The sequence below is a fragment of the Alphaproteobacteria bacterium genome (genome assembly GCA_037146715.1).
In the GTDB taxonomy this organism is placed as follows: Bacteria; Pseudomonadota; Alphaproteobacteria; order UBA7879; family UBA5542; genus JBAWWO01.
The window spans coordinates 42188-63572 of the sequence record JBAWWO010000005.1 but is presented as its reverse complement, the minus strand read 5'-3'; the positions used below and the strand labels follow the sequence as shown (position 1 = coordinate 63572).

The following is a 21385-nucleotide window of genomic DNA, read 5'->3' as shown; positions in this document are numbered from 1 at the left end:
TTGCCTTCAAATTTCGATAGTTCGGTGGGGAAGCAAAAAAAACTTGAATTTTTTTTCAAGGACACGTATACCCATATCCAATACAAATTCTCATGCAGGTTTGGGCTTGTACCCCTCCGGTGTTTTGTGAATGCAAAACTCAATGATCTGCAGAGGCTTAACCGGAAAAGGAAAAAAAATGAAAGAACCAACATTTACTATACATCACCTTTTAGAGGCGGGCGTTCACTTTGGGCATCATCCCCGTCGCTGGAACCCTAAAATGGCACCCTTTATTTACGGCGTGCGCAATAAAGTTCATATTCTTGACTTACGCAAGACAGTGCCTATGCTGCACGCGGCGCTAAAGGCGATCACTGAGACTGTGTCTCAGGGAGGTCGTGTGCTTTTTGTGGCGACAAAGCGTCAGGCAGCCCATAAGGTTGCTGAAGCTGCTAAAGCTTGCGGACAGTACTATGTAAATCACCGTTGGTTGGGTGGAACGCTTACAAACTGGCAAACCATTTCCCAGTCCATTAAAAGACTGGAAGAGCTTCAGGCAAAGTTATCTCCTGAAGGATCTGCAGGTCTTACAAAGAAAGAAAGCCTAAAGATGACTCGCGAAAAGCAAAAGCTAGACTTGGCTTTGGGTGGTATTGCCTCTATGGGCGGACGTCCGGATCTGGTGGTTGTGTTTGATACGGATAAGGAAGCTTTGGCCGTGGAAGAAGCGTACAAATTGGGAATTCCCGTTGTAGGCATCATTGACACGAATTCTTGCCCAGATAAAATCACATTCCCCATCCCAGGAAATGATGACGCAAGCCGTTCAATTGACTTGTATTGTAAACTGTTTGTTGAAGCTGTTGTAGCTGGCCTTCGGGCAGAAATTACAGATTCATCTGCTGACTTGGGTGCGGCCGAAGAAGTGGCAGAACCTGTTTTGGAAGATGTGAAAGAAATGCTTGCTGATGTTCCTGCTGAGCTTGTTGAAGCCGTGGTAGAAGCGGCAGAGGCTGCTATCCCTTCTGAGGAGGCGTAAATGGTAGAAATTACAGCATCTTTGGTTAAAGAACTAAGAGAGCGTACCGGTGCCGGTATGATGGACTGCAAAAAGGCTTTGAGCGAAACCTCAGGCGACATAGAAGCAGCTATCGATTGGCTTCGTAAGAAGGGTTTGTCTGCAGCCTCTAAAAAGGCTGATCGCGTTGCGGCAGAAGGTCTTGTGGCCATTTTCTGTCATGGTGGAGAAGGGGCAATTGTTGAAGTGAACGCTGAAACGGACTTTGTGGCGCGTAACGAAAAGTTCCAAGAATATGCTAAAAATGTTTCCCAGCTGGCTCATAAGCACAAGGGCGATTTCCTTGGCTTTTCTGAAGCTGCTTATGGTCACGGAACTTCCCGTAGTGTTTCTGAAGAATTAACTAACTTAATTGCGGTTATTGGTGAGAACATGAAGCTGCGTCGTATGGCCCGGCTAGAGGTTGCACCTGGTGTTGTTACCGGATACGTCCACGGGGCCGTTGCACCGGGTATGGGACGTTTGGGCGTTTTGGTTTCTTTGGAATCTTCCGCCGATGCTAAGCATCTAAGCGAGTTAGGTCACCAGATTGCAATGCATATTGCTGCAACGAACCCCGCGTCTGTAGATGTGGAAAGTTTGAATCCTGAACTGGTTGAACGTGAAAAAGCCGTTTTGATTGATCAAGCGCGCTCTTCTGGTAAGCCAGAGGCAGTTATCGAAAAAATGATTGAAGGACGTTTGCGGAAATTTTATGAAGAGATTGTTTTGTTGGAGCAAGCCTTTATAATGAACCCAGATATCACCGTTAAGAAATTATTAGAACAAAAGGCAAAAGAATGGGGAACTTCAGTGACCCTTTCCAACTTTGTTCGATTTGCTTTGGGTGAAGGTGTTGAAAAGGCCGCAGAACAAGATTTTGCTGCTGAAGTGGGGCGTTTAGCTCAATAGTTTTTGAAGGGGGAAATTCATCTTGCTTGATACCGTAAAGCAAGCGAAACGTGTCTTGATAAAGGTTTCAGGTGAATTCCTTATGGGTAAAAAGGGATTTGGTATTTGCCAAGAATCCCTGGCTTTGTTGACTTCCCAACTAAATGGACTGATTAAACATAAGTTACAGATTGCCTTGGTTGTAGGCGGGGGGAATTTCTTCCGCGGTAAATCGGGTGAACTGTCTGCTATGAATCGGGTTCAGGCAGATCACATGGGCATGTTATCAACAGTACTTAATGGCTTGGCGTTAGAGGATCATCTTTCCCGTCATTCAATTTCTTGCGTCCTTTATTCCGCTGTTGATATTCCCAAAATGTGCAAGAATTTTCGTCAGAAAGAAGCTTTGGAAAGCTTGAATAGGGGCCAAATTCCTATCTTCGTTGGGGGTATTGGCAATCCGTTTTTTTCAACAGATACGGCAGCTGTTTTAAGATCTGTCGAAATGAAATGTGACGTGATGATCAAGGCAACCCAAGTGGATGGGGTTTATTCCGATGACCCTCGCCACAACCAAAAAGCTGAAAGATTTTCCAGCATTTCTTATGTTGAAATTATTCAAAAGCGGCTGGAGGTGATGGACTTAACGGCGGTTGCTTTGGCCCAAGATCATAATTTACCTATTCTTGTGTGTTCAATTCACCAAGAAAATGGCTTGTTGTCAGCCCTTCAGGGGAACTCTACCTTTACTTTAATCCACGAATAAGGAGAAATAAACATGGACCCACTCATTCAAGATCTTCATCAACGTATGGACGCAACGATCGAAGCATTCAAAAAAGAACTCAACTCTCTAAGAACCGGTCGGGCAAGCAGCAGTTTACTAGATTCAGTTTTTGTGGATGCTTATGGCAGCATGATGCCTTTGTCTCAGGTTGCCACTATCTCTGTGCCAGAAGCCCGTATGATTTCTGTCCAAGTTTGGGACCGAGGGATGATTAAAAGCGTTGAAAAAGCGATCACAGATTCTGGGTTGGGTATTAACCCAATCGTAGATGGTCAATTGATTCGGCTGCCTATTCCCAGCTTAAGCGAAGAACGTCGCCGCGAATTGGTAAAAATTGCTGCAAAATACACTGAAAATGCCAAAGTCAGCGTTCGAAATGTGCGCCGGGATGGCATGGAAGAACTGCGCACTATGCAAAAGGATTCTGAGATTTCCGAAGATGAACATCATCGTTTTTCTGAGAAAGTTCAAGACGCCACAGACCGTCACATCGAAAAAATTGACGAGCTCTATCAGCAAAAAGAAAAAGACATTATGCAAATCTGAGGCAAGGATAATTTTTGACGAACATTTTCAAACATATTGCCATCATTATGGATGGTAACGGTAGGTGGGCACAGAAAAGGGGCCTTCCCCGCCTTCAAGGGCACCGCCAAGGCGTTGAAACTTTAAGGAATATCCTTGAGGAAAGTGGCGATCTAGGTATAGAGTTCTTGACTGTCTATGCCTTTTCTACAGAAAATTGGAACAGGCCATCTTTAGAAGTGCAGGGGCTTATGTCTTTGCTAAAGATCTATCTAAAAAACGAATTAAAAACGCTGCATAAAAAGGGTGTTTGTGTTCGCTTTATTGGAGAAAGAGACAAGTTAGCCCCAGACGTTATGAAACTGATTACGCAGGCTGAAGAGCTTACAAAAGACAATAAGGTCCTGACTTTTATTGTTGCGTGTAGTTATGGGGCGCGACAAGAAATTGTTCAAGCTGTGAAAGAAATAGCCCAAGAGGTTTTGGCTGATAAATTGAATGTGGACCAAATTACCCCTGAAACAATTTCAAGCCATCTTTACACAAAAGATTTTCCAGACCCAGATTTGCTGATTCGCACAAGCGGAGAGCAAAGGACAAGTAATTTTCTGCTGTGGCAAAGTTCTTATTCAGAACTTTATTTCACGCCAACCTTGTGGCCTGATTTTTCTAGAGAGGAATTTAGAAACATTGTTCAGGAGGTACAAGGGCGGGAACGTCGCCACGGGTTGATTTCAGAACAAGTTAAGGGATTATAATATGCAATTAGATCATCTGACCACCTTTCAAAAGCGCAGTCTTTCAAGTGCTCTTATGATTTTCTTTGTGGCTGCTCTTTTCCTAATGGGGACTTCGGCCTTGCAGATTTGTCTTTTTGTTTTGGCAGGGACGATGAGTTTTGAATGGACTAAAATTTGCAAGCTTCCAGTCAAACAGACAGCTTTGGCTATGCTTTCTATTATTTATGGGGCCATGTATGCGGTGGTCAGCGGGCGGGCCATGCTGGGGTTTGGTGTCTTGTTTTTTGGCATGAGCTTGAGCATTTTTCTAAGCTGGTTTTCCTGGCATAGCCTGTTCTTGTGGGGGGCTGCAGGGCTTCTTTACATTGGATTGCCCTGTTTTTCTGGTTTATGGCTTTTAACGTCAGTAGAATCTGGTTTGTGGATTCTGCTGTGGATCATTGTGGTGGTTTCAGTCAATGATATGGCGGCCTACGTGGTGGGCAGTTGGCTTAAAGGGCCAAAGCTAATTGAGCGTATTAGCCCTGGAAAAACATGGACAGGGCTTGTTGGGGGGTTGGCGGCGGCGACTTTGGCTGGGGGATTGTTTTACTTTCTTGTTCAGTCGAATCTAACGGTTCAAAGCTTTATGAAATTTTCTTGTGTGCTGGCCTTGTGGGCCTCTATTGGAGATTTGTTTGAATCGAAAATCAAACGTATTCATGAAGTTAAGGATAGCGGCCAACTTATTCCGGGTCATGGAGGGATTTTTGATCGATTGGATGGTATTCTTTTTGCCTTGCCCTTGGTGGCTTTGTTGATTGCCTTATGGCCTGAAACTTTTTCTTTTAGAACTGAAATGAAAAAATCGACATCTGAAGTGATTTTAGATACTATACCGAGTGATTCACAGAAAGAGGAAACAAAATGATGGACGGTCTAATTTTATTTCAAGAGGGCGTTAAGACAGTCATAGCCTTTGCAGGAGTGCTGTCTGTTTTGGTTTTTATTCATGAGCTTGGACACTATCTTGTGGCCCGTTTTCATGGGGTTATGGTTGAAGTTTTTTCTATAGGATTTGGCCCAGAGTTATTCGGATGGACTTCGCCTTGTGGAACCCGTTGGAAAATAAGTCTGATTCCTTTGGGGGGGTACGTGAAAATGTTTGGGGATGCGAATGAGGCGAGCTCTCCAGACGGTGGTTTTTATGATTTATTATCGGAAGAAGATCAGCAGAAAACCTTACAATCTAAAAGCCCTTTAAAGAAAATGTCCGTTGCTTTTGCGGGCCCCTTTGCCAATCTTTTGTTGGCCTTTCTTTTTCTGACAATTGTTTATACTTTTTATGGACGCACAAATTCGGCCCCCGTTATTGGGAATGTTGAATCCCAAAGTCCTGCTTTTGAAATTGGACTAAAGGCTGGAGATAAAATTGTTGCCATTAATCAGCAGCCCGTTGAAACTTTTTCGGCCATGCAACGCTACATTCAAAACAGCCCAGAAATCCCTGTAAATCTTTCTGTTGAAAGGGATGGGGTTGCCCAAGAAATGCAAGTGACTCCAGCCTCTGTTAAGCTTGGAGAAACGACAATAGGTGTTATGGGGGTTCGGCCTCAAATCATTCTAACATCTTTTGTAGAGTCAATTTCTTATGCGATTTCCTCGGTTTACCAGACATCTATGGGTATCTTTAAACTGTTAGGTAATTTATTTACTTCAGACAGCCAAGCAAAACAACTGGGGAGCATCTTAAGCATCGCTAAGATGTCTCGAGATAGCCTGGAGGGGGGGATCTTTGCGTTGCTGGCTTTTATGGCTATGTTGTCCATTAATTTGGGGGTTATCAACCTGTTGCCTATTCCTGTGTTGGATGGGGGACATATTTTGATTCATGCGATTGAACTTATTATCAGAAGACCACTTTCTGTTAAGGTTCAGGACACCTTATTTAAGGTAGGTTTTGGTCTTTTGATTGGGGCGATGCTTTATACGTTTTGGAATGATTTAGAAAGATTCAAAATCATTCGGTTTATAACAGAAACTTATCAGAAATTTTTTTAAGAAAAACTGGGCTATAAAAACCTAAAAATGGGCTTTTAAAGTAAAGTCTATTCAGTTATCTTGGGGAATCATAAAATTAGAGGATGGTATGTTAATCAGATTTTTTCTTGGTGTATTCTTATTTTTAGGGCTTTTTCTTAACCTTCAGGCGTCCCCCGTGTCAGCTGTTACAGTACAGGGAAATCAGCGCATTGAGACAGGTACAGTTTTAAGTCATGCGCCCTCTTTAAAAGTAGGGAAGGTTGCATCCGCCAAGGAAATTAACGATGCCTTAAAAGATCTTTATAAATCTGAATATTTTTCTGATGTAAATATAAAGCGCAATGGATCTGTTCTTATTGTGGAAGTGGTTGAAAACCCTAGCATTAATCGTATTGCCTTTGAAGGAAATAAAAAAGTTTCAGACAAAATTTTGCATACGGAAATGAAAATTCAACCTCGGCAGCTGTTGAACAAGGCAAAGACGCAGCATGAAGTAGAGCGCATCTTGGCTATTTATCGGGCTAAAGGCTGCTTTGGCGCCAAAGTTATTCCCCAAATTATTAAGCGGGACCAAAACAGAGTTGATATCATCTTTGAGATAACGGAAGGCAAGATTGCCGAAATCAAGAAGATTCTTTTCATAGGGAACAAAAAATTCTCAGACGATCAGCTTAGATCTTTGATGATGATTAAGGAATCCAAATGGTGGCGATTCTTTAGCAGCAGCGATGTATATGATCCAGATCGTTTGGAAGTTGATAAAGACAACTTGCGGAAATTCTATCTTTCTAAGGGGTACGCAGATTTTAAAGTGATTGCTGCAACGGCTGAATTGGTTCCTAACAAAGACGGTTTTATCATTACATTCTCAGTAGACGAAGGCGAAAGATATCGTTTTAACAAGGCGGAGATCAAAACAGAAATTCCCACGCTAAAATTGGACCAAATTCAAGACAAAATTAAGGCCCAAAAGGGTGACTGGTACTCATCCTTGACCATTGAACGGGATACAGAAGTTATTACAGCGATTGCAGGGGATTATGGCTACGCTTTCGTGGATGTGCGCCCCATTCCCAAAAAGAATGAACAGTTGAAAACGGTTGATATTGTCTATTACATTGAAAAAGCCCCTAAGGTTTTCATTAACCAAATTAAGATTTTGGGAAACACTCGAACCATTGATGCGGTGGTGCGTCGGCAGTTGTTGGTGGCTGAGGGTGACGCCTTTAACGCAACAAAATTGCGGGCTTCTGACCGAAATGTTGAAAACCTTGGCTTCTTTAAAAAGGTTGATATGAAGCATGTTCCTGTTCCTTCTGATCCAGAAAAAGCCAACATCGATGTTGAGGTCGAAGAACAATCTACGGGGGAAATTAACTTCTCTATGGGGTATAACACATCGGGTGGTCCTTTTGGTATGATTAAGCTTTTAGAACGGAACCTCTTTGGTCGGGCCTATCAGTTCAATTCGACCCTTTACTATGGTAAAAAATCAAAGAACTTGGATATTTCCTTGGAAAATCCATACTTCTTGGACAAAGATTTACTTGTGGGTCTAGGGTTTGTTAGGGGTGAAGAAAACCAGGAATCTGAAAGCTCTTATAACCATACAGTTACGGGTGTTAGAACGTGGATGGGATATAGTTTGGCAGAATTTTTGACTCAACAATGGTCTTACAGTTTGATGGAAGATCGTATTGGATCTATTGCCTCTAACGCGTCAACCCAAGTTAGGGCGCAAGCGGGGCAAAGAACGGCGTCCATTGTTGGTCATGCGTTGACCTATGATAAAAGAGACTTTAAGTTCAGCCCTACCGAGGGTTATGTTACTACCATGCATAACAATGTTGCGGGTGTTGGCGGTAACGTGAAGTATTTCAAAAACACTGTAGGGGGTGCCTATTATCACACATTATTTGATGATTTGACGTTAAGTGCGGAGTCTGAAGTTGGGGCCATTCAGCCTTTGGGCGGCCAACAACTGCGTATCGTGGACAAGTTCGTTTTGGGCGGAACATCGCTGCGCGGGTTTGAATTTGCCGGTGTGGGCCCTCGTGCAATTGGCGGAAATGCCGACTCTTTGGGTGGTGACCGCATGTTTACAACTTCGTTCCAGGGAACATTCCCCTTGGGGGCTTCGAAAGAAATAGGCCTGAAAGGGGAAGTTTTCTTAGACATGGGAACCGCATGGGATACAAAGTTAGCCGCAAGCAACAGCACCTATAACTATAAAGCTCTTCGTATGGCCTCAGGATTTGGGCTTTCTTGGGCTAGCCCTTTTGGTCTTATTCGTCTCGACTTTGGTTTCCCCATCGTCAAAAAGCCGGGGGATAAAACCAGCGTCATCTTGCTGAACTTTGGTACAGGAAGGTTCTAGTGCGGCAAAAATCTTATCTAGCGCTTGCAAGCCTTGTCCTTTTAGGGGTGGTAGGTTTCCTGTGGCACCATTCTGAGAAAACAACAGTTCAATTTTCCCAGGTGGCTGTGGTGGATTGGGATAAAATCTTGACAGATTTGCCAGGCATGCAAATTTTTAAAAAGAATCTGAACGACACCTTTCAAGCCTATCAAAAAGAGTTTCAAGAAAAAGAACAAAAGCTAAGGGCCGAGCATCAATCTATTGTCGATCTGCAGGAGCGCCTTGATGGAGCCGACAAACAGAAGTCGATTGATTTAGAGAAACGAAGAGAAGTTTTTAGCGATAAAGTTCTACAAGTTCAAAAAGAAGCAGAAGCCTATCAAGAGATGCTCAACACTTTTCACCGGGAAAGTCTGGAAAAATTCCATAAAGAAGTAAACGAAAAAATTAAGATTTTCGCCAAAGAACATAAGATTCATCTTATTGTGCCCAAAGATAAAACATTGTTTGTGGATTCTTCAATTGATTTGACAGATGATCTAATGAAGGTGCTATCATCAGTTGAGCTACCCGTTTTTGTGAAGGAATAGTAATCTAATGGCTTTATCAAAATTTTATCATCCAAAGGGCCCTTTTTCTTTAAAGGTTTTGCTGGAAAAAATTGGGATTGAGGCTGTAGATAAAAAATTAGGTGAAATTCAAATCCACAACATTGACTCTCTTCAACAGGCAGAAAAAGGGGAATTGAGTTTTGTTTACTCAAAGCAAACGGCTGAAACGTTGAAGGCGTCGAAGGCCTCAGCTTGTTTGGTTTCAAAAGATCTTGTAGCCTGTGCTGACTATCAAAACGTTATTGAGGTTCCAGATGCCCATTTGGCCCATGTTCTTATTGCCCAAATTTTTTATCCAGATTTTCAAGATTGTGTCCTGACTAAGGGGGCTGCCCATGTGGATTCCACCGCTCAAGTGCACGCATCTGCCCAGATTGGGAAAGGGGCAAAAATCGGGGCTCACACAAAAATTGGCCCCAATGTCTTGATTGGCGACGGTGTGGAAATCGGTGATTACTGCAATATTCACGCTAATGTGACCATTTCGAATACTCTTATGGGGCATCATGTAAGCATTCACCCCGGCGCTGCTATAGGGCAGCCTGGATTTGGGTTTATTGTGGATAAAGATAAGCGCATTGATATGCCTCATTTAGGCTGCGTAGTGATTGAAGACCACGTCAGAATAGGGGCAAACACCACCATTGACCGAGGCGTTCTTAGCAATACAGTTATTGGGGCCTGGTGTCGGATTGATAACTTGGTTCAAATTGCTCACAATGTTGTTTTGGGCAAAGGCTGCGTCATTGTGTCACAAGTGGGCATTGCTGGAAGCACAACTGTTGGAGACCACAGTATGCTCGCTGGTCAAGTGGGGGTTGCAGATCATCTAAAAATAGGTAAAGGTGTAAAGGTTGCTGCCCAAAGTGGTGTTTCAAGAAATCTTGAAGATGGTATTATCGTGGGGGGTAGCCCCGCTGTACCCATTAGGGATTGGCATAGGCAAATATTTTTGCTAAATAAACTTATTAAGAAGAGAGAAGAATAATGTCGACATCTATTACAATTCAGGAAATTGAAAAATTAATTCCCCATCGTTTTCCCATGCTTTTGGTTGATAAAATTGTGGAATATACTTTGCATGAAGAAGCTGTGGGCATCAAAAATGTGACCATGAATGAATGGTTTTTTCAGGGGCATTTTCCAGGTCACCCCGTTATGCCGGGAGTGTTGATTGTTGAAGCCATGGCCCAAACGGCGGGTATTCTGGTGATGAAGTCCACAGGCAAAACGGCCGCTAATCAGCTGGTTTATTTCATGTCAATTGACGAAGCTCGCTTCCGCAAGCCGGTTGTTCCAGGGGACACTATGAAAATATGCGTGAAAAAAGATAAGGCGAGGGATCCTATCTGGAAATTTTCAGGAAAAGTTTATGTGGGCGACATACTGGTGGCTGAGTCCATTTTTTCGGCCATCATTATGAATAAACCGGAAAGCAACTAATATGACATCTCAAGTTCACCCCACAGCAATCGTTGATAAAGGGGCTGTTTTAGGCAAAAACGTCAAGATTGGCGCTTATGCTCAAATTGGTTCCCATGTGGTTTTGGAAGATGGGGTGGAAATATTCCCCCATGCCATTGTCACAGGTCACACGCGTGTGGGGGAAAACACAAAGATTTTCTCTTTTGCTTGCCTTGGGTATATGCCCCAAGTTACGGGTTTTCAGGAAGTAGATACAAAAATTGAAATCGGCACTAATAATCTTATTCGCGAATATGTGACTGTTCACCCAGGTACTCCTAAGGGGGGCGGCATTACCCGTATCGGAAATAACTGTATGGTTATGGTGGCCTGTCATATCGGCCATGATTGTCAGGTTGGCAACAATGTGACCATGGCGAATAATGCAACCCTTGGCGGGCACGTCATTGTGGGAGATTTTGCGATCATTGGGGGGCTTAGCGGCATTCACCAATACGTTGAGTTGGGGCACGGCTGCATTATTGGGGGCCTTTCGGGGGTTGAGGGGCACGTGGTTCCTTATGGATCCGTTATGGGAAACAGAGCCCGGCTTTCAGGGCTTAACCTGGTGGGACTGAAACGTCGAGATCTTTCCAGAACCACTATTCACGCATTAAGAACAGCTTACCGCCTTTTATTTGCCAATGAGGGCACCTTGTTAGAGCGTATGGATGATGTGCAAGAAATGTTTTCTGAAGAGGCAGAAGTTATGGAAATTATTGCCTTTTTAAGAAAAAATAATGGGGGTATTCGCCCCTTGTGTTTACCGTAAATGAAAAAGACCCTGGGCATCATTGCAGGCGGGGGCGATCTTCCCAAAACCTTGGCAGAATTCTGCCAGAAAGAGGGGCGGGGGTATTATGTTATTGCCATTGAAGGCTGTGCGGCCCCTGAATGGGTGGAAAACCATCCCCACCACTGGAATGCCTTGGGTCAGATAGGATCTTTATTAACGCTTCTAAAAGACAAAAAGATTTCCCAACTTGTATTTGCGGGGGCTGTAAAGCGCCCTTCTTTCAAAACCCTGAAAATGGACGCGCAAGCCTTGAAATGGATTGCTAAAATTGGCATGAAAGCTTTCGGGGATGATGGTCTTTTTAAAGGCTTGATTCAACAGTTTGAAAAAGAGGGCTTCGAAATTGTGGGGGCTCATGATGTTTTAGGCTCTATCCTAATGCCCAAAGGGGTTTTAGGGCGTGTAAGCCCTACAGCTGAAGATTTACAAGACATTCAAAAGGGATTTCAGGTGGCCAAAGCTTTAGGCGGACAAGACATTGGTCAGGCCGTTATTGTGGAAGACGGGGTTGTGTTGTCTGTTGAGGGGACAGAAGGCACCGAACAATTATTGTGCCGGACAAAATCTTTAAAACACCATAAAAATGCAGGGGTATTGGTTAAGGTTTCCAAGCCTCATCAGGAATTGCGGGTTGATTTGCCGACCATTGGACCTGATACAGTGAAATCAGCGGCTGAGGCTGGTCTTAGGGGTATTGCTCTTGAAAAAGGAAAAGGCCTTATTTTGCACCAACACCAATGCATTGAACTGGCGAATGGGTTGGGTCTGTTCTTATTTGGCGTGGAATGAAAAAGAAGCTGAAAATTTTCCTTATAGCGGGGGAGCCCTCAGGTGATTTTTTGGGGGCTCAGCTTATGAAAGCTTTAAAGCGCAGATCTAAACAAGACCTACAGTTTCATGGGGTAGGGGGGGCGCAGATGGCAGCAGAGGGGCTTGAAACGCTTATTCCTCTGTCAGCACTATCCGCTATGGGTATTGTGGAAATAGTCACAAAAATACCAAAACTTTTGGGGTACATTAATACAGTTTACAAGACCATCAAACATACTAAGCCTGACGTGGTCGTGACCATCGATTTTCCAGGATTCAATTTTCGGTTGGGACAAAAGATTAAGCCCTTAGGGATTCCCTTGGTGCATTTTGTGGCGCCAACTGTGTGGGCTTGGAAGCAGTGGCGGGCGGAAAAAATTTCCCATTTTGTGACCCATTTATTGACCCTGTTTCAGTTTGAACCCCCATACTTTGAAAAGTATGGGCTGCCTACAACCTGCGTGGGACATCCCTTGGTGGAAATAGGATTGGATCAGGGGGAGGGAGCCAAGTTTCGGGACAAATATCATATTCCTGAAAAGAGCCCTGTTTTGCTATTTCTGCCGGGCAGTCGGTCCTCTGAACTATATCATCATGTGCCTGTGTTTTTAAAGACAGCAGAGATTCTGGCACAAAAGTTGCCAGATCTTCGAATCGTGGTCCCAACGTTACCAGATCTAAGTGATTATCTGCAGAATATATGGAATACCTCAGCGGAAACTATTTTTATAATAGACCAAGAAGATAAAAAAAATGCTTATGCGGCAAGTTCTTTGGCTTTGGCAGCCTCTGGCACGGTGACTTTAGAGTTGGCATTAGCAAACGTTCCCACAGTCATGACCTATAAGGTTTCTAAGTTAACCGAGTGGATTGCCCGAAGATTTATTAAGATCAAATACGCCTGTATGATTAATATTTTATTGGACGAAGCTGTGATTCCTGAACTGCTGCAACAAGATTGTAACGCGGACACCCTAAGCAAAGAAATTCTGAAGCTCTTAAATTCAAAAGGAAAAAGAGATCTACAAAAAGAAGCCTTTGCGAAAATTAAAAAGCTATTGCACCCGCATAAGGAAAGCCCCAGCACTTGCGCGGCTGAGGTTATAGCTAAGTTTCTATAAGAAGATGCTCCCTATTGTCTTCCTCGGGCCTCGTATCCTTAAAGTAATCTAGCTATGGTGACCTAGAGTTTCGAATAAGTTTGAATCATGTAGGAATTTTCTCTATTAGCCTTGTCAAACACGAACAAGTTTTTCTTAATGGTTGAAAAAGCTATTTTGTCCCCAACCTTCACTGGTTCGCGATGAAGCTTATCTGCGGGAATGACCGCAAAGTCTCTATCAAAGGCTTTTTCAACATTATTGGCACTTTTAATGCTGCCAATAATAGCTCCTCTCTCTGGATCTGCAACTTCAACAGTTCCCACATAGCCTTCGGCAGGCAAAGATCCAGCCGAAGCTTCGTGTGTTGTTGTTGGGGCTGGAGTCGCGGCGTGAGAAGGGGAACTGGCGCCTTGAGAGTGTTGTAGATTTTCTCTTTCTATCACACCTAGTTGCTCTAAAGCGGCGTTCGCAGGGACAATGTTATTGTACCTGGCTTCCTCTAGCCATTTCTTTGCTTCATCAAGGTTTTTTGCAACGCCTTCGCCCTTCATATACATTATCCCTAGTTCATATTGGGCTTGTCCATTATTTTTTTTTGCCTTTGAAAAAACCTCATCAAATAAAGGCTTAGCTTTGTTTATTTGGGGGGTTTCAGCTAATTTGCGCAAAGCTTCTTTAGCAGGCTCAAATCCTTGAGCCGCTGCTTTTTGGAACCATTCTTTTGCTGCTTCAAGATTTTTGAGAACTCCTTTTCCTTGATAGTATCTTGCGCCCAGGTTGTACTGGGCTTTCAGATTGCCGGTTTCTGCCATTTTCAGAAGTTCGTTAAAAGGCAGTTCAGATAGTTTAAGGGATGCAGGGCCATGGGCTGGAGGAGGAGCCATAGGTGTGCCGTGCGCTGGGGAGGCGTGTTCTGATGCAGGCTCGTGGGTGGCCGTAGGTGTTTCATGTCCTGCCCCAGGCACATGAACAGGTTCTTCATGTTTCAATTTTTCTTCTTCCTCAGAAAATGCCTCTTCATCGGGCTCATTTGCCCTTGCTTCTTGCTCTTCAAAACCCTCATCTATATGGGCAAGCTGTCTTTTGGACTCTTCTAGATTTTCATGAGTTTTTTCATAAACAGCTTTTAAATAAGTGTGTTCCATCACCCGTTGACGAATGCGGGCTTCTGTTTGATAGATCATATCGGGTCGCCGGTGTTGTATCCATATTCGCAAAGCATTCTCCAAGGCTACAATGTGGGGTTTGTAGACGTCAAGCAATCCTTTAATCCCCTTTAATCGGGCAAGATCTTTTTTGATCATCTCTTCCAATTCTTCTTTAGTAAGGGGGTTGTAATCATCACCGTAGACCTGCTCCTGATCTGGGTCTTCCTGGCTGGCATTTCCTAAAAATGCCCAGCTGATTAGCAACAGGCATAGGGCAGCAAAAAGTCTGAAATAATTTCTTTTAAGGTCTATCATTATAAAATTCCCTCTAATTTCTATTTTTAATTTTTTCTTATTTCTTTTAATTCTTCTTCTAAGCACATGAGTTGAGATTCAACGCGTCGGATATTTTCTTTAGATCGTGCTATTTTTTCCTTGTTGTTGCGGGTGGTCCATTCTTCTAAAGCCTCTTTAGCAGATCTTAGAACGCCATTTCTGCGTTCCATATCTTCAGAGATTATTAAAATTTTCTGTTCCTTGTTAGCTGTAGCATAAGAGTTTCTCAAAAGCCCTAGAACATCCTGACATGTTTTGGAGGATAAGCGAGAAACAGGTGCTTTGAATGGCACAATGGCTGAAGAAATAGGTGAAGATTCTCCTGGAGATGCTAGGTCATAACCTTGTGCTGTTGCCATTGCGGGCGTTATTTGAGATGATACTGTATTCCTCGCAGCCTTTCTGGCAGCTATAATCTGACGCCATTTATCAAATGATTTGCGCTGCAGTCCCTGTACTTCTTGTTCAGATTTTGGTTTAGAGGCAGATAGAAGCTTTCCGCCTATAATACGCACTCTTGATCTGGCTGCTGCGTCCAGAATATCTTTTTCTAAGGTTACTTGCCCGATTTGCATTTTAGGGGTGGCAGTACGAGCTTGTTTTTCTTTTTCAATTAGAGATTGTTCTAATTCAATCAGGGCATCAATCTGAGTAGTTGTGATTTTTTTGGCCTCAAGAGACCGAAAAGCTGCTCGGTCATTCTCTGTTTCTCTTGAGTCAGCATTGTAAAGAGTTCTTAAAGCCATTAAATTCTTCAGAACAAAACGATGGGTTCCAAAGATTGACCCATTATCATAGATAAGGGGCAATCCAACTTTGCTTTCTAGCAAAATTTTGGGTGTTTTTCTGAAGGTAGAGGCTGCAGGAGTATCCGGGGATCCTAAAGAATTTGAAATTAAAGAAACAAAAGCCAAAGCAAACAAGATATATGATAATTTTCTCATGATTCTCCCTGTATATTTTTTTAAATGCTATCATAATATTTTTGACTTTGGAAATTCTTTTTTCTATGATGATCCATTAGAGAAATTATGAAACAAGCCAAAGAAAAACAAGAATTTCACGTGGGTCAAAGCACCCCCGTTAACCGAGAGGCTGAACAAGCTTTGCTGGGTGGGCTTTTGCACAACAATTTTGCTCTTGAAAAGGTCATTGATTTCCTGAAAGCTGAGCATTTTTCTGAATCCATTCATGGTCAAACCTATAATGCCATTTGCAAAACAGTTGAACAGGGGAATGTAGCAGACCCCATTACACTGAAAGATTTGTTTGAAAAGAACGAGTCGTTTGAGTCCGTTGGCGGTTCAAAGTATTTGGTTGAGTTAGCGGATTCCGTTGTTTCTTTAGGGAATATTCAGCATTACGGTAAGGTGATCTACGATCTTTTCTTGCGTCGTGAGCTTATGAATATTGGAGAAGAAATTGTTGGGGACGCGAAAAACTTTGTTCTAGAGAATCAAGCGACAGATCAGATTGAAGGGGCCGAACACAAGCTTTTTGAGCTTTCTATGAGGGGAGGACAGCAGTCCCGTATGCAAAGCTTTGAAGCATCTTTGTCGGATGCCCTGAAAATTGCCGAAGTTGCCTATAAGCGGGACAGTAAAGTTGTTGGGGTTACAACGGGGCTGCGGGATATGGATAAATGGCTAGGTGGGTTGCACCCCTCAGACTTGGTTATTATCGCTGGTCGGCCTTCTATGGGAAAAACAGCTTTGGCCACCAACATTGCCTTCAATGCAGCTTTGGCTCGTGCTAAAGACCCTAACGAAGGTGGAAATGTGGTTATATTTTCCCTGGAAATGTCAGCAGATCAATTGGCCACCCGTATTTTGGCCCAAGAAGCCCATATTTCCTCAGACCGTATTCGGCGTGGAGACCTTAAAAGCGATGATTTTCCCTCATTGATTGAGGCCAGTCGTCGCATCAGCAACATTCCTTTATACATTGACGATACGCCTTCTTTAAACATTGCAGCCCTTAGAACTCGGGCCCGTCGCTTGAAACGGCAAAAGGGACTGGATCTCATTGTGATTGACTATTTGCAACTTCTGCAAGGAAGCAACGATATGGAAAATCGGGTGCAAGAAATTTCCCAAATCACCCGAGGGTTGAAAGCGTTGGCTAAGGAACTTGGGGTGCCTGTAATTGCGGCCTCACAGCTTTCTCGTGCCGTTGAACAGCGGGATGACAAACATCCTCAGCTGGCGGATTTGCGTGAATCTGGGTCTATTGAGCAAGATGCTGACGTGGTAATTTTCTTGTATCGTGAAGAGTATTATGAATCCAGAAAAGAGCCCGAACCCGGCACAGAAAAATATGCCCTCTGGCAGGAAAAAATGGAATCCATTCAAAATCAGGCTGAAGCTATTATTGCTAAGCAGCGTCATGGCCCCGTTGGAACAGTGCGACTATTCTTTGAATCGCGCTTTACGAAATTTGGCGATCTTGCAAAAAATGTATAGGACGACATGCTTACAAAACAACAATTAAATCTTTTGAGCTTTATGAAGAAATATAAGGAAAAAGAAGGCATTCCTCCGTCTTATGATGAAATGCGGCAGGGGCTGGGCATTAAGTCTAAGTCAGGGATTCACGCTTTAATTTCATCCCTTGAAGAAAGAGGTTTTTTAAAACGGTTACATCATAGGGCCCGAGCCATAGAAATTATAAAAATACCCGAGATATTGCAGTCTGGGCCTGTATTCGTGGCTCGAGAAGAAATGACTTCTGGTGCAAAAACATCTGCTCCTACAGAAAACCCGGGAAGTGTTCGTGTACCCTTTTTTGGTAAAATTCCCACAGTTATTCCTATGGTCCACTTTTTGCAACCTAAAGAAGTTTTAAGAGTGCCTCAATTTTTTATCAACTCCTTTGCGCCCGAAAAGGCATCTCATTATCTAGCCCTAGAAGTTGCGGGTGATTTTCTGAAAGATTCTGGCATTTTGGATGGGGATGTTGTGATTTTGGAAGAATCAAAAGATTTTAAAGAAAATGAAATCTGCCTGGCCATCATTGATCAAAACGAAGTTTATTTAAAGAAAATAAGTCGGCACGATGGCAAAATTCAACTGACAGCCAGCAATAAATATATGATGCCCCTTGTTTTTGAGGCGGAACGCGTAACCCCTAAAGCTTATGTTGTGGGTCTTATAAGGAAGTACTAGCGCTCACTCCCGTCTCAGTCTTGGACCCCACACCGGCTCAGGTCCGAGGAGGATTCCTTCGTCGGGGCTACGCCCCATCCTCTCAACGACGTAAAGAGAAACTAATCCTTCTTACTCAAAACCGCGTGTTGGTAGAATTTGGTGAGGCAGAACATGAGTATGGCTCCCGTAATCTCAACAGAAAAAGCCATAAGTGTTGTAAAAGTCATAAGTGTTGTAAGAGAGCCTGAAAGCAAAGGTTCAGACAAAGGCTTAGAAACGAATGGAATCCATAAAAAGGGTGACATGACCATAAGCATATCTATGCCCCAAAGAACAATAAACAAACCAAAAAGGCGAGCGGAAAAACCCTTTGTTTGCCGCCAAGACAGCTTGAATCCAGTCGCTTCCCCCAAAGAAATAGCAGGCCACATAAATAAGGTTCTAATAATAAAGAGAAAGAGAGGCCAGTAAAATATTGGGAGAATGGCTACAGCTCCTGTTGCCCCAACGAAAAATTTCCTCACAAAAGTTGCTGTTGCACCAGGGAAAAATTTTTCCGCTGTAAAAGATCCTATAAAAACGAACAAGAAACTTACGAGCATACATGCTACAAACACAAGCATCGCAAGCAGTGCCCAAAGTAATGTATATCCCAAAAACTTCCTCTGGATAGAGCCAAGTTCGAAGAGTTTGACTTCTTTTGAAGGGGTGACACAGTGCTGAATCCATTGTGTTCTCCAGCTGCTGTAGGCAAGAAAACCGCCCAATATTCCTAAAGAAATAACGCACAAGTTGAAAGGGGCGGGCAAGAATATGCCGATTACTTGCAATACGGCAAACAAAACCGGCACTACTATCAACTTCCCTAACACTTTCTTATGAGAAAACGTAAAGGCAACAGATTCCTTGAGAACTTTCCAGATAGATAGGTGTTCCATTTTTTTCCCCTAAAAAAATATGGTCGGCCGAAAGCGGGGGTTAAACTAACCCTGGCGCGCTTTGAAGCGTGGCTTAAGCTTGTTGATAACGTACAGACGCCCCTTGCGACGGATGATCCGGCAATTTTTATCGCGGGCTTTCAAAGACTTTAAAGAACTTACAACTTTCATTTTTTTTCACCAAATCTAGGTCTTTCTTTTAACAAGAGGGAAGGCCCCTGTCAACAGCTTTCGCTCATGTTTTTCATTTTTTTCTTCCTTGCAACACTAAAGTGCGTTAAAACCAAGTTATGACAAGGTATATCTCTTTAATTCTAGTTTTACTAGCGCTTACCACCTGTGAGCGCTCAATTCCCGATGATGGGGCCCAAAAAGATTCCATCATTGTGCAGGAAAAAACAGACTTTGGGCAAGGTTTTTATGACCCGGTCACCACCTATTGTGATGTAGATTGCAAACGGTGCGGCTTTAACCCCAATCAATGCTTGAAAGTGTTGAAAGAAAATTTAAGCACTTTATGCAACAACGATGATAAAAATTGTTATCTTATGTGGTTGAAATATGCGGAAGATTGCGCCAATGTGTGTGGGCCGTCCCATAGGACTCTTATTAACGGAAACACTATTATTAACGATCGGGTGCCATGACTTTAACAAATTTACCACAGCATATTAAAGGCCAAGTCCTTGTGACAGGGGCTGCGGGTTTCATTGGTTTTCATGTGACAAAACAGTTGCTTGAGGCAGGCGTTTCTGTTGTGGGGATTGATTGTTTTTCTGATTATTATGACGTCAGTTTAAAAGAAAATCGTACGGCTCTGCTGCAGGCGAAATTCCCCCATACTTATAAACTGTTCAGAGTTCGTCTGGAGGATAAAGAGGCCATGCAGAAAGTTTGGGCTCAGTCTAAAATTTCCCATGTGGTGCATTTGGCGGCCCAGGCGGGGGTGCGTTATTCTATGGTAAACCCTTATGAATATGTGACCTCTAATGTGATGGGGCAGGTGGTCTTGCTGGAATGCATTCGTCATGCCGCTGAACCTGTTGTAAACTTTGTGTATGCAAGCACGTCATCTGTTTATGGGGCGAACCCTAATCTGCCCTTTAAAGAAAGTGACGCAACGGATACTCCTATGTCTTTGTATGCAGCAACGAAGAAAAGTGACGAGTTGATGACCCAGTCTTATTCTCATTTGTTCCGTATCCCAGCCATTGCCTTGCGATTTTTTACAGTTTATGGTCCCTGGGGACGCCCCGATATGGCCTTGTTCATGTTCACTAAAAATATTTTAGCGGGCAAATCTATTCCTGTTTTCAATCATGGCAAAATGAAGCGAGACTTCACCTATGTGGAAGATATCGTACAGGGCATTTTGAAGGCTTTGATTCACCCACCCGTTGACAAGGGCCAGTATGCTCCCCACCGGGTTTATAACCTGGGCAACAGTAAAGCAGAATCTTTGATGACATATATTGAAGAAATCGAAAAACAATTAGGAAAAAAGGCGGAAATGAATTTTTTGCCTATGCAAAAGGCTGACGTACCAGAAACATTGGCTGATGTTACACGTGCCCGCGAAGAACTGGGGTACAGCCCAAAAACGAGCATTGCGGAAGGCATCGCCAACTTTATCGAATGGTACCGAGGGTATTACGGCTAATACTTAATGTGCCCCTAGTGCGGCTCAGGCCCTAGGATTTTGTAAAGAAATCGGTGTCGGGTTGAGCCCTCTACTGTATGAACGTTGAGAAAAAATCTAAAAATGGCGGCAACCCTATTGCTTCCGTCATTATGAACCCCGCAGGGGCATCGTGATCCAGCTTCCTTTTTTCTTTTTCATACAACATGGCGTTCCGCCATGGGTGCTTCGCAACAGCTGGACGTCGGCTTTTCAGGTTTCCCCTAGAGGTTGCCTGGTTTAGGGCGGTAAGTATTTTGAAGAATCGCCCTCATCGCATTCAGTTCGACCCCTTGTGTTTCTTTCCGTGCTTCAGCCTCTTGATAAAGACTAAGAGCTTCAGTGACACAAGCAGCTCTTTGGGCAGCGGGTATCTGATTTAAAATCTTTATAGTATTAGTAGAATAGTTATCTTTATAAGCATGTCCTGGCGTAATAAGGCGGGTAGCAAAAGCAGCCACACTGGCCCTTTCATCAACAGGGGTCTCGTGTAAATCATTTATGATAGTGGTAATATTAAAACTAACATCAAAAAGTTTTAGGCTCTCAGTGAAAGCGCCCGAAAAATCATCTTTATAAGATGTTTGTAGTTTCAAATCAATAAGCTCATTTGGCCATTGCGCAGAGATAAGTTGTTCAAGAGAAGTAAAAAAACTTCCTCTATTACCAGTAGTCTCATCTCTTAGCATAGATACGAGGTAGACAAGGCTCCACCCATGAACTGCTGGATTCGCTAGTTTTTCAACAAGTTTAAGTACACTATCTCTCTCATCAATAGGAGTTTTTTCAATTGCGTACAAAAAGGCGCGATCTGCAGGGGGTTCGCATCTTTCTTTTAAAGAGCCAGAGAGGCTTTGAACAGAAACTGGATAGGTTCCCCAACAAGCCCCAAACGCAAATGGTGTGCCTATTAAAATGATGCTTACCAAAACAAAAAAGATCTGTTTGAATTTTGTCACTGTTACTTCTCTTTTATTTGTATCCCACAAATG

23 protein-coding genes are annotated in these 21385 nt (G+C 43.2%); 18 read left to right on the top strand and 5 right to left on the bottom strand.

Annotation, left to right across the window (positions count from 1 at the left end; translation table 11 throughout):
* Positions 1–178 precede the first annotated feature (178 nt).
* The 14 genes from rpsB (at position 179) to lpxB (ending at position 13165) form a co-directional block, all read left to right on the top strand.
* Entirely contained in the window at positions 179–1021 is an 843-nt protein-coding gene (gene rpsB / locus WCG05_02970; GenBank protein ID MEI8320957.1) for a 30S ribosomal protein S2, read from the top strand.
* Positions 1022–1951, top strand: coding sequence for a translation elongation factor Ts (gene tsf / locus WCG05_02965; protein MEI8320956.1), 930 nt, complete (start codon positions 1022–1024; stop codon positions 1949–1951).
* Between the two features lie 22 nt (positions 1952–1973).
* Positions 1974–2696 (top strand): UMP kinase, encoded by a 723-nt coding sequence (gene pyrH / locus WCG05_02960; GenBank protein ID MEI8320955.1) that lies wholly within the window; start codon positions 1974–1976, stop codon positions 2694–2696.
* A 12-nt stretch (positions 2697–2708) separates the two neighbouring features.
* Entirely contained in the window at positions 2709–3263 is a 555-nt protein-coding gene (frr, locus tag WCG05_02955; protein ID MEI8320954.1) for a ribosome recycling factor, read from the top strand.
* A 14-nt stretch (positions 3264–3277) separates the two neighbouring features.
* Positions 3278–4000 (top strand): isoprenyl transferase, encoded by a 723-nt coding sequence (locus WCG05_02950; protein ID MEI8320953.1) that lies wholly within the window; start codon positions 3278–3280, stop codon positions 3998–4000.
* A gap of 1 nt (position 4001) precedes the next feature.
* A complete protein-coding gene (locus tag WCG05_02945) occupies positions 4002–4892 on the top strand; it encodes a CDP-archaeol synthase (GenBank protein MEI8320952.1) in 891 nt (296 codons plus the stop codon).
* Entirely contained in the window at positions 4889–6022 is a 1134-nt protein-coding gene (gene rseP, locus WCG05_02940) for an RIP metalloprotease RseP (protein MEI8320951.1), read from the top strand. The genes WCG05_02945 and rseP overlap by 4 nt, the downstream gene beginning before the upstream one ends.
* Positions 6023–6110: 88 nt before the next feature.
* Complete coding sequence (bamA, locus tag WCG05_02935; protein ID MEI8320950.1) at positions 6111–8381, top strand: outer membrane protein assembly factor BamA; 2271 nt, start codon at positions 6111–6113, stop codon at positions 8379–8381.
* A complete protein-coding gene (locus tag WCG05_02930) occupies positions 8381–8953 on the top strand; it encodes an OmpH family outer membrane protein (GenBank protein ID MEI8320949.1) in 573 nt (190 codons plus the stop codon). Before bamA ends, WCG05_02930 begins: the two co-directional genes overlap by 1 nt.
* A 7-nt stretch (positions 8954–8960) precedes the next feature.
* The gene (gene lpxD, locus WCG05_02925) at positions 8961–9962 is read left to right on the top strand and encodes a UDP-3-O-(3-hydroxymyristoyl)glucosamine N-acyltransferase (GenBank protein ID MEI8320948.1); all 1002 of its coding nucleotides are present in this window, start codon (positions 8961–8963) and stop codon (positions 9960–9962) included.
* The gene (gene fabZ, locus WCG05_02920) at positions 9962–10417 is read left to right on the top strand and encodes a 3-hydroxyacyl-ACP dehydratase FabZ (GenBank protein MEI8320947.1); all 456 of its coding nucleotides are present in this window, start codon (positions 9962–9964) and stop codon (positions 10415–10417) included. Before lpxD ends, fabZ begins: the two co-directional genes overlap by 1 nt.
* A 1-nt stretch (position 10418) precedes the next feature.
* Complete coding sequence (gene lpxA / locus WCG05_02915) at positions 10419–11210, top strand: acyl-ACP--UDP-N-acetylglucosamine O-acyltransferase (GenBank protein MEI8320946.1); 792 nt, start codon at positions 10419–10421, stop codon at positions 11208–11210.
* A complete protein-coding gene (lpxI, locus tag WCG05_02910; protein MEI8320945.1) occupies positions 11211–12023 on the top strand; it encodes a UDP-2,3-diacylglucosamine diphosphatase LpxI in 813 nt (270 codons plus the stop codon).
* A complete protein-coding gene (gene lpxB, locus WCG05_02905) occupies positions 12020–13165 on the top strand; it encodes a lipid-A-disaccharide synthase (GenBank protein ID MEI8320944.1) in 1146 nt (381 codons plus the stop codon). The genes lpxI and lpxB overlap by 4 nt, the downstream gene beginning before the upstream one ends.
* A gap of 62 nt (positions 13166–13227) precedes the next feature.
* On the opposite strand, the gene WCG05_02900 is transcribed toward lpxB, so the two are convergent.
* Entirely contained in the window at positions 13228–14610 is a 1383-nt protein-coding gene (locus tag WCG05_02900; GenBank protein MEI8320943.1) for a tetratricopeptide repeat protein, read from the bottom strand.
* Positions 14611–14636: 26 nt separating this feature from the next.
* On the bottom strand, positions 14637–15575 hold the full coding sequence (locus tag WCG05_02895; GenBank protein ID MEI8320942.1) for a hypothetical protein: 939 nt from the start codon (positions 15573–15575) through the stop codon (positions 14637–14639).
* An 87-nt stretch (positions 15576–15662) separates the two neighbouring features.
* On the opposite strand from WCG05_02895, the gene WCG05_02890 reads away from it, so the two are divergent.
* Entirely contained in the window at positions 15663–17093 is a 1431-nt protein-coding gene (locus tag WCG05_02890; GenBank protein ID MEI8320941.1) for a replicative DNA helicase, read from the top strand.
* Positions 17094–17099: 6 nt separating this feature from the next.
* On the top strand, positions 17100–17795 hold the full coding sequence (gene lexA, locus WCG05_02885; protein ID MEI8320940.1) for a transcriptional repressor LexA: 696 nt from the start codon (positions 17100–17102) through the stop codon (positions 17793–17795).
* A gap of 101 nt (positions 17796–17896) precedes the next feature.
* Here lexA and WCG05_02880 read toward each other — a convergent pair whose 3' ends face one another.
* Both WCG05_02880 and ykgO read right to left on the bottom strand, forming a co-directional pair.
* A complete protein-coding gene (locus WCG05_02880; protein ID MEI8320939.1) occupies positions 17897–18715 on the bottom strand; it encodes a hypothetical protein in 819 nt (272 codons plus the stop codon).
* A 45-nt stretch (positions 18716–18760) separates the two neighbouring features.
* Complete coding sequence (gene ykgO / locus WCG05_02875) at positions 18761–18886, bottom strand: type B 50S ribosomal protein L36 (protein ID MEI8320938.1); 126 nt, start codon at positions 18884–18886, stop codon at positions 18761–18763.
* A gap of 119 nt (positions 18887–19005) precedes the next feature.
* Between ykgO and WCG05_02870 the strand changes: the two genes are divergently transcribed.
* Positions 19006–19362: a hypothetical protein gene (locus tag WCG05_02870; protein MEI8320937.1), complete on the top strand. Its 357-nt coding sequence runs from the start codon at positions 19006–19008 to the stop codon at positions 19360–19362.
* Positions 19359–20375: a GDP-mannose 4,6-dehydratase gene (locus tag WCG05_02865; protein ID MEI8320936.1), complete on the top strand. Its 1017-nt coding sequence runs from the start codon at positions 19359–19361 to the stop codon at positions 20373–20375. Before WCG05_02870 ends, WCG05_02865 begins: the two co-directional genes overlap by 4 nt.
* Positions 20376–20617: 242 nt before the next feature.
* Here WCG05_02865 and WCG05_02860 read toward each other — a convergent pair whose 3' ends face one another.
* Positions 20618–21352, bottom strand: a complete 735-nt coding sequence (locus WCG05_02860; GenBank protein MEI8320935.1) for a hypothetical protein — start codon at positions 21350–21352, stop codon at positions 20618–20620.
* Between the last annotated feature and the right edge of the window lie 33 nt (positions 21353–21385).

What these genes read in the sequence shown, in the direction of transcription:
- rpsB (MEI8320957.1), top strand. Translation starts at nt 179, where the DNA reads ATGAAAGAACCAACATTTACTATACATCACCTTTTAGAGGCGGGCGTT.
- tsf (MEI8320956.1), top strand. Translation starts at nt 1,022, where the DNA reads ATGGTAGAAATTACAGCATCTTTGGTTAAAGAACTAAGAGAGCGTACC.
- frr (MEI8320954.1), top strand. Translation starts at nt 2,709, where the DNA reads ATGGACCCACTCATTCAAGATCTTCATCAACGTATGGACGCAACGATC.
- WCG05_02945 (MEI8320952.1), top strand. Translation starts at nt 4,002, where the DNA reads ATGCAATTAGATCATCTGACCACCTTTCAAAAGCGCAGTCTTTCAAGT.
- rseP (MEI8320951.1), top strand. Translation starts at nt 4,889, where the DNA reads ATGATGGACGGTCTAATTTTATTTCAAGAGGGCGTTAAGACAGTCATA.
- bamA (MEI8320950.1), top strand. Translation starts at nt 6,111, where the DNA reads ATGTTAATCAGATTTTTTCTTGGTGTATTCTTATTTTTAGGGCTTTTT.
- lpxD (MEI8320948.1), top strand. Translation starts at nt 8,961, where the DNA reads ATGGCTTTATCAAAATTTTATCATCCAAAGGGCCCTTTTTCTTTAAAG.
- fabZ (MEI8320947.1), top strand. Translation starts at nt 9,962, where the DNA reads ATGTCGACATCTATTACAATTCAGGAAATTGAAAAATTAATTCCCCAT.
- lpxA (MEI8320946.1), top strand. Translation starts at nt 10,419, where the DNA reads ATGACATCTCAAGTTCACCCCACAGCAATCGTTGATAAAGGGGCTGTT.
- lpxI (MEI8320945.1), top strand. Translation starts at nt 11,211, where the DNA reads ATGAAAAAGACCCTGGGCATCATTGCAGGCGGGGGCGATCTTCCCAAA.
- lpxB (MEI8320944.1), top strand. Translation starts at nt 12,020, where the DNA reads ATGAAAAAGAAGCTGAAAATTTTCCTTATAGCGGGGGAGCCCTCAGGT.
- WCG05_02900 (MEI8320943.1), bottom strand. Translation starts at nt 14,610, where the DNA reads ATGATAGACCTTAAAAGAAATTATTTCAGACTTTTTGCTGCCCTATGC.
- WCG05_02895 (MEI8320942.1), bottom strand. Translation starts at nt 15,575, where the DNA reads ATGAGAAAATTATCATATATCTTGTTTGCTTTGGCTTTTGTTTCTTTA.
- WCG05_02890 (MEI8320941.1), top strand. Translation starts at nt 15,663, where the DNA reads ATGAAACAAGCCAAAGAAAAACAAGAATTTCACGTGGGTCAAAGCACC.
- lexA (MEI8320940.1), top strand. Translation starts at nt 17,100, where the DNA reads ATGCTTACAAAACAACAATTAAATCTTTTGAGCTTTATGAAGAAATAT.
- WCG05_02880 (MEI8320939.1), bottom strand. Translation starts at nt 18,715, where the DNA reads ATGGAACACCTATCTATCTGGAAAGTTCTCAAGGAATCTGTTGCCTTT.
- ykgO (MEI8320938.1), bottom strand. Translation starts at nt 18,886, where the DNA reads ATGAAAGTTGTAAGTTCTTTAAAGTCTTTGAAAGCCCGCGATAAAAAT.
- WCG05_02870 (MEI8320937.1), top strand. Translation starts at nt 19,006, where the DNA reads ATGACAAGGTATATCTCTTTAATTCTAGTTTTACTAGCGCTTACCACC.
- WCG05_02865 (MEI8320936.1), top strand. Translation starts at nt 19,359, where the DNA reads ATGACTTTAACAAATTTACCACAGCATATTAAAGGCCAAGTCCTTGTG.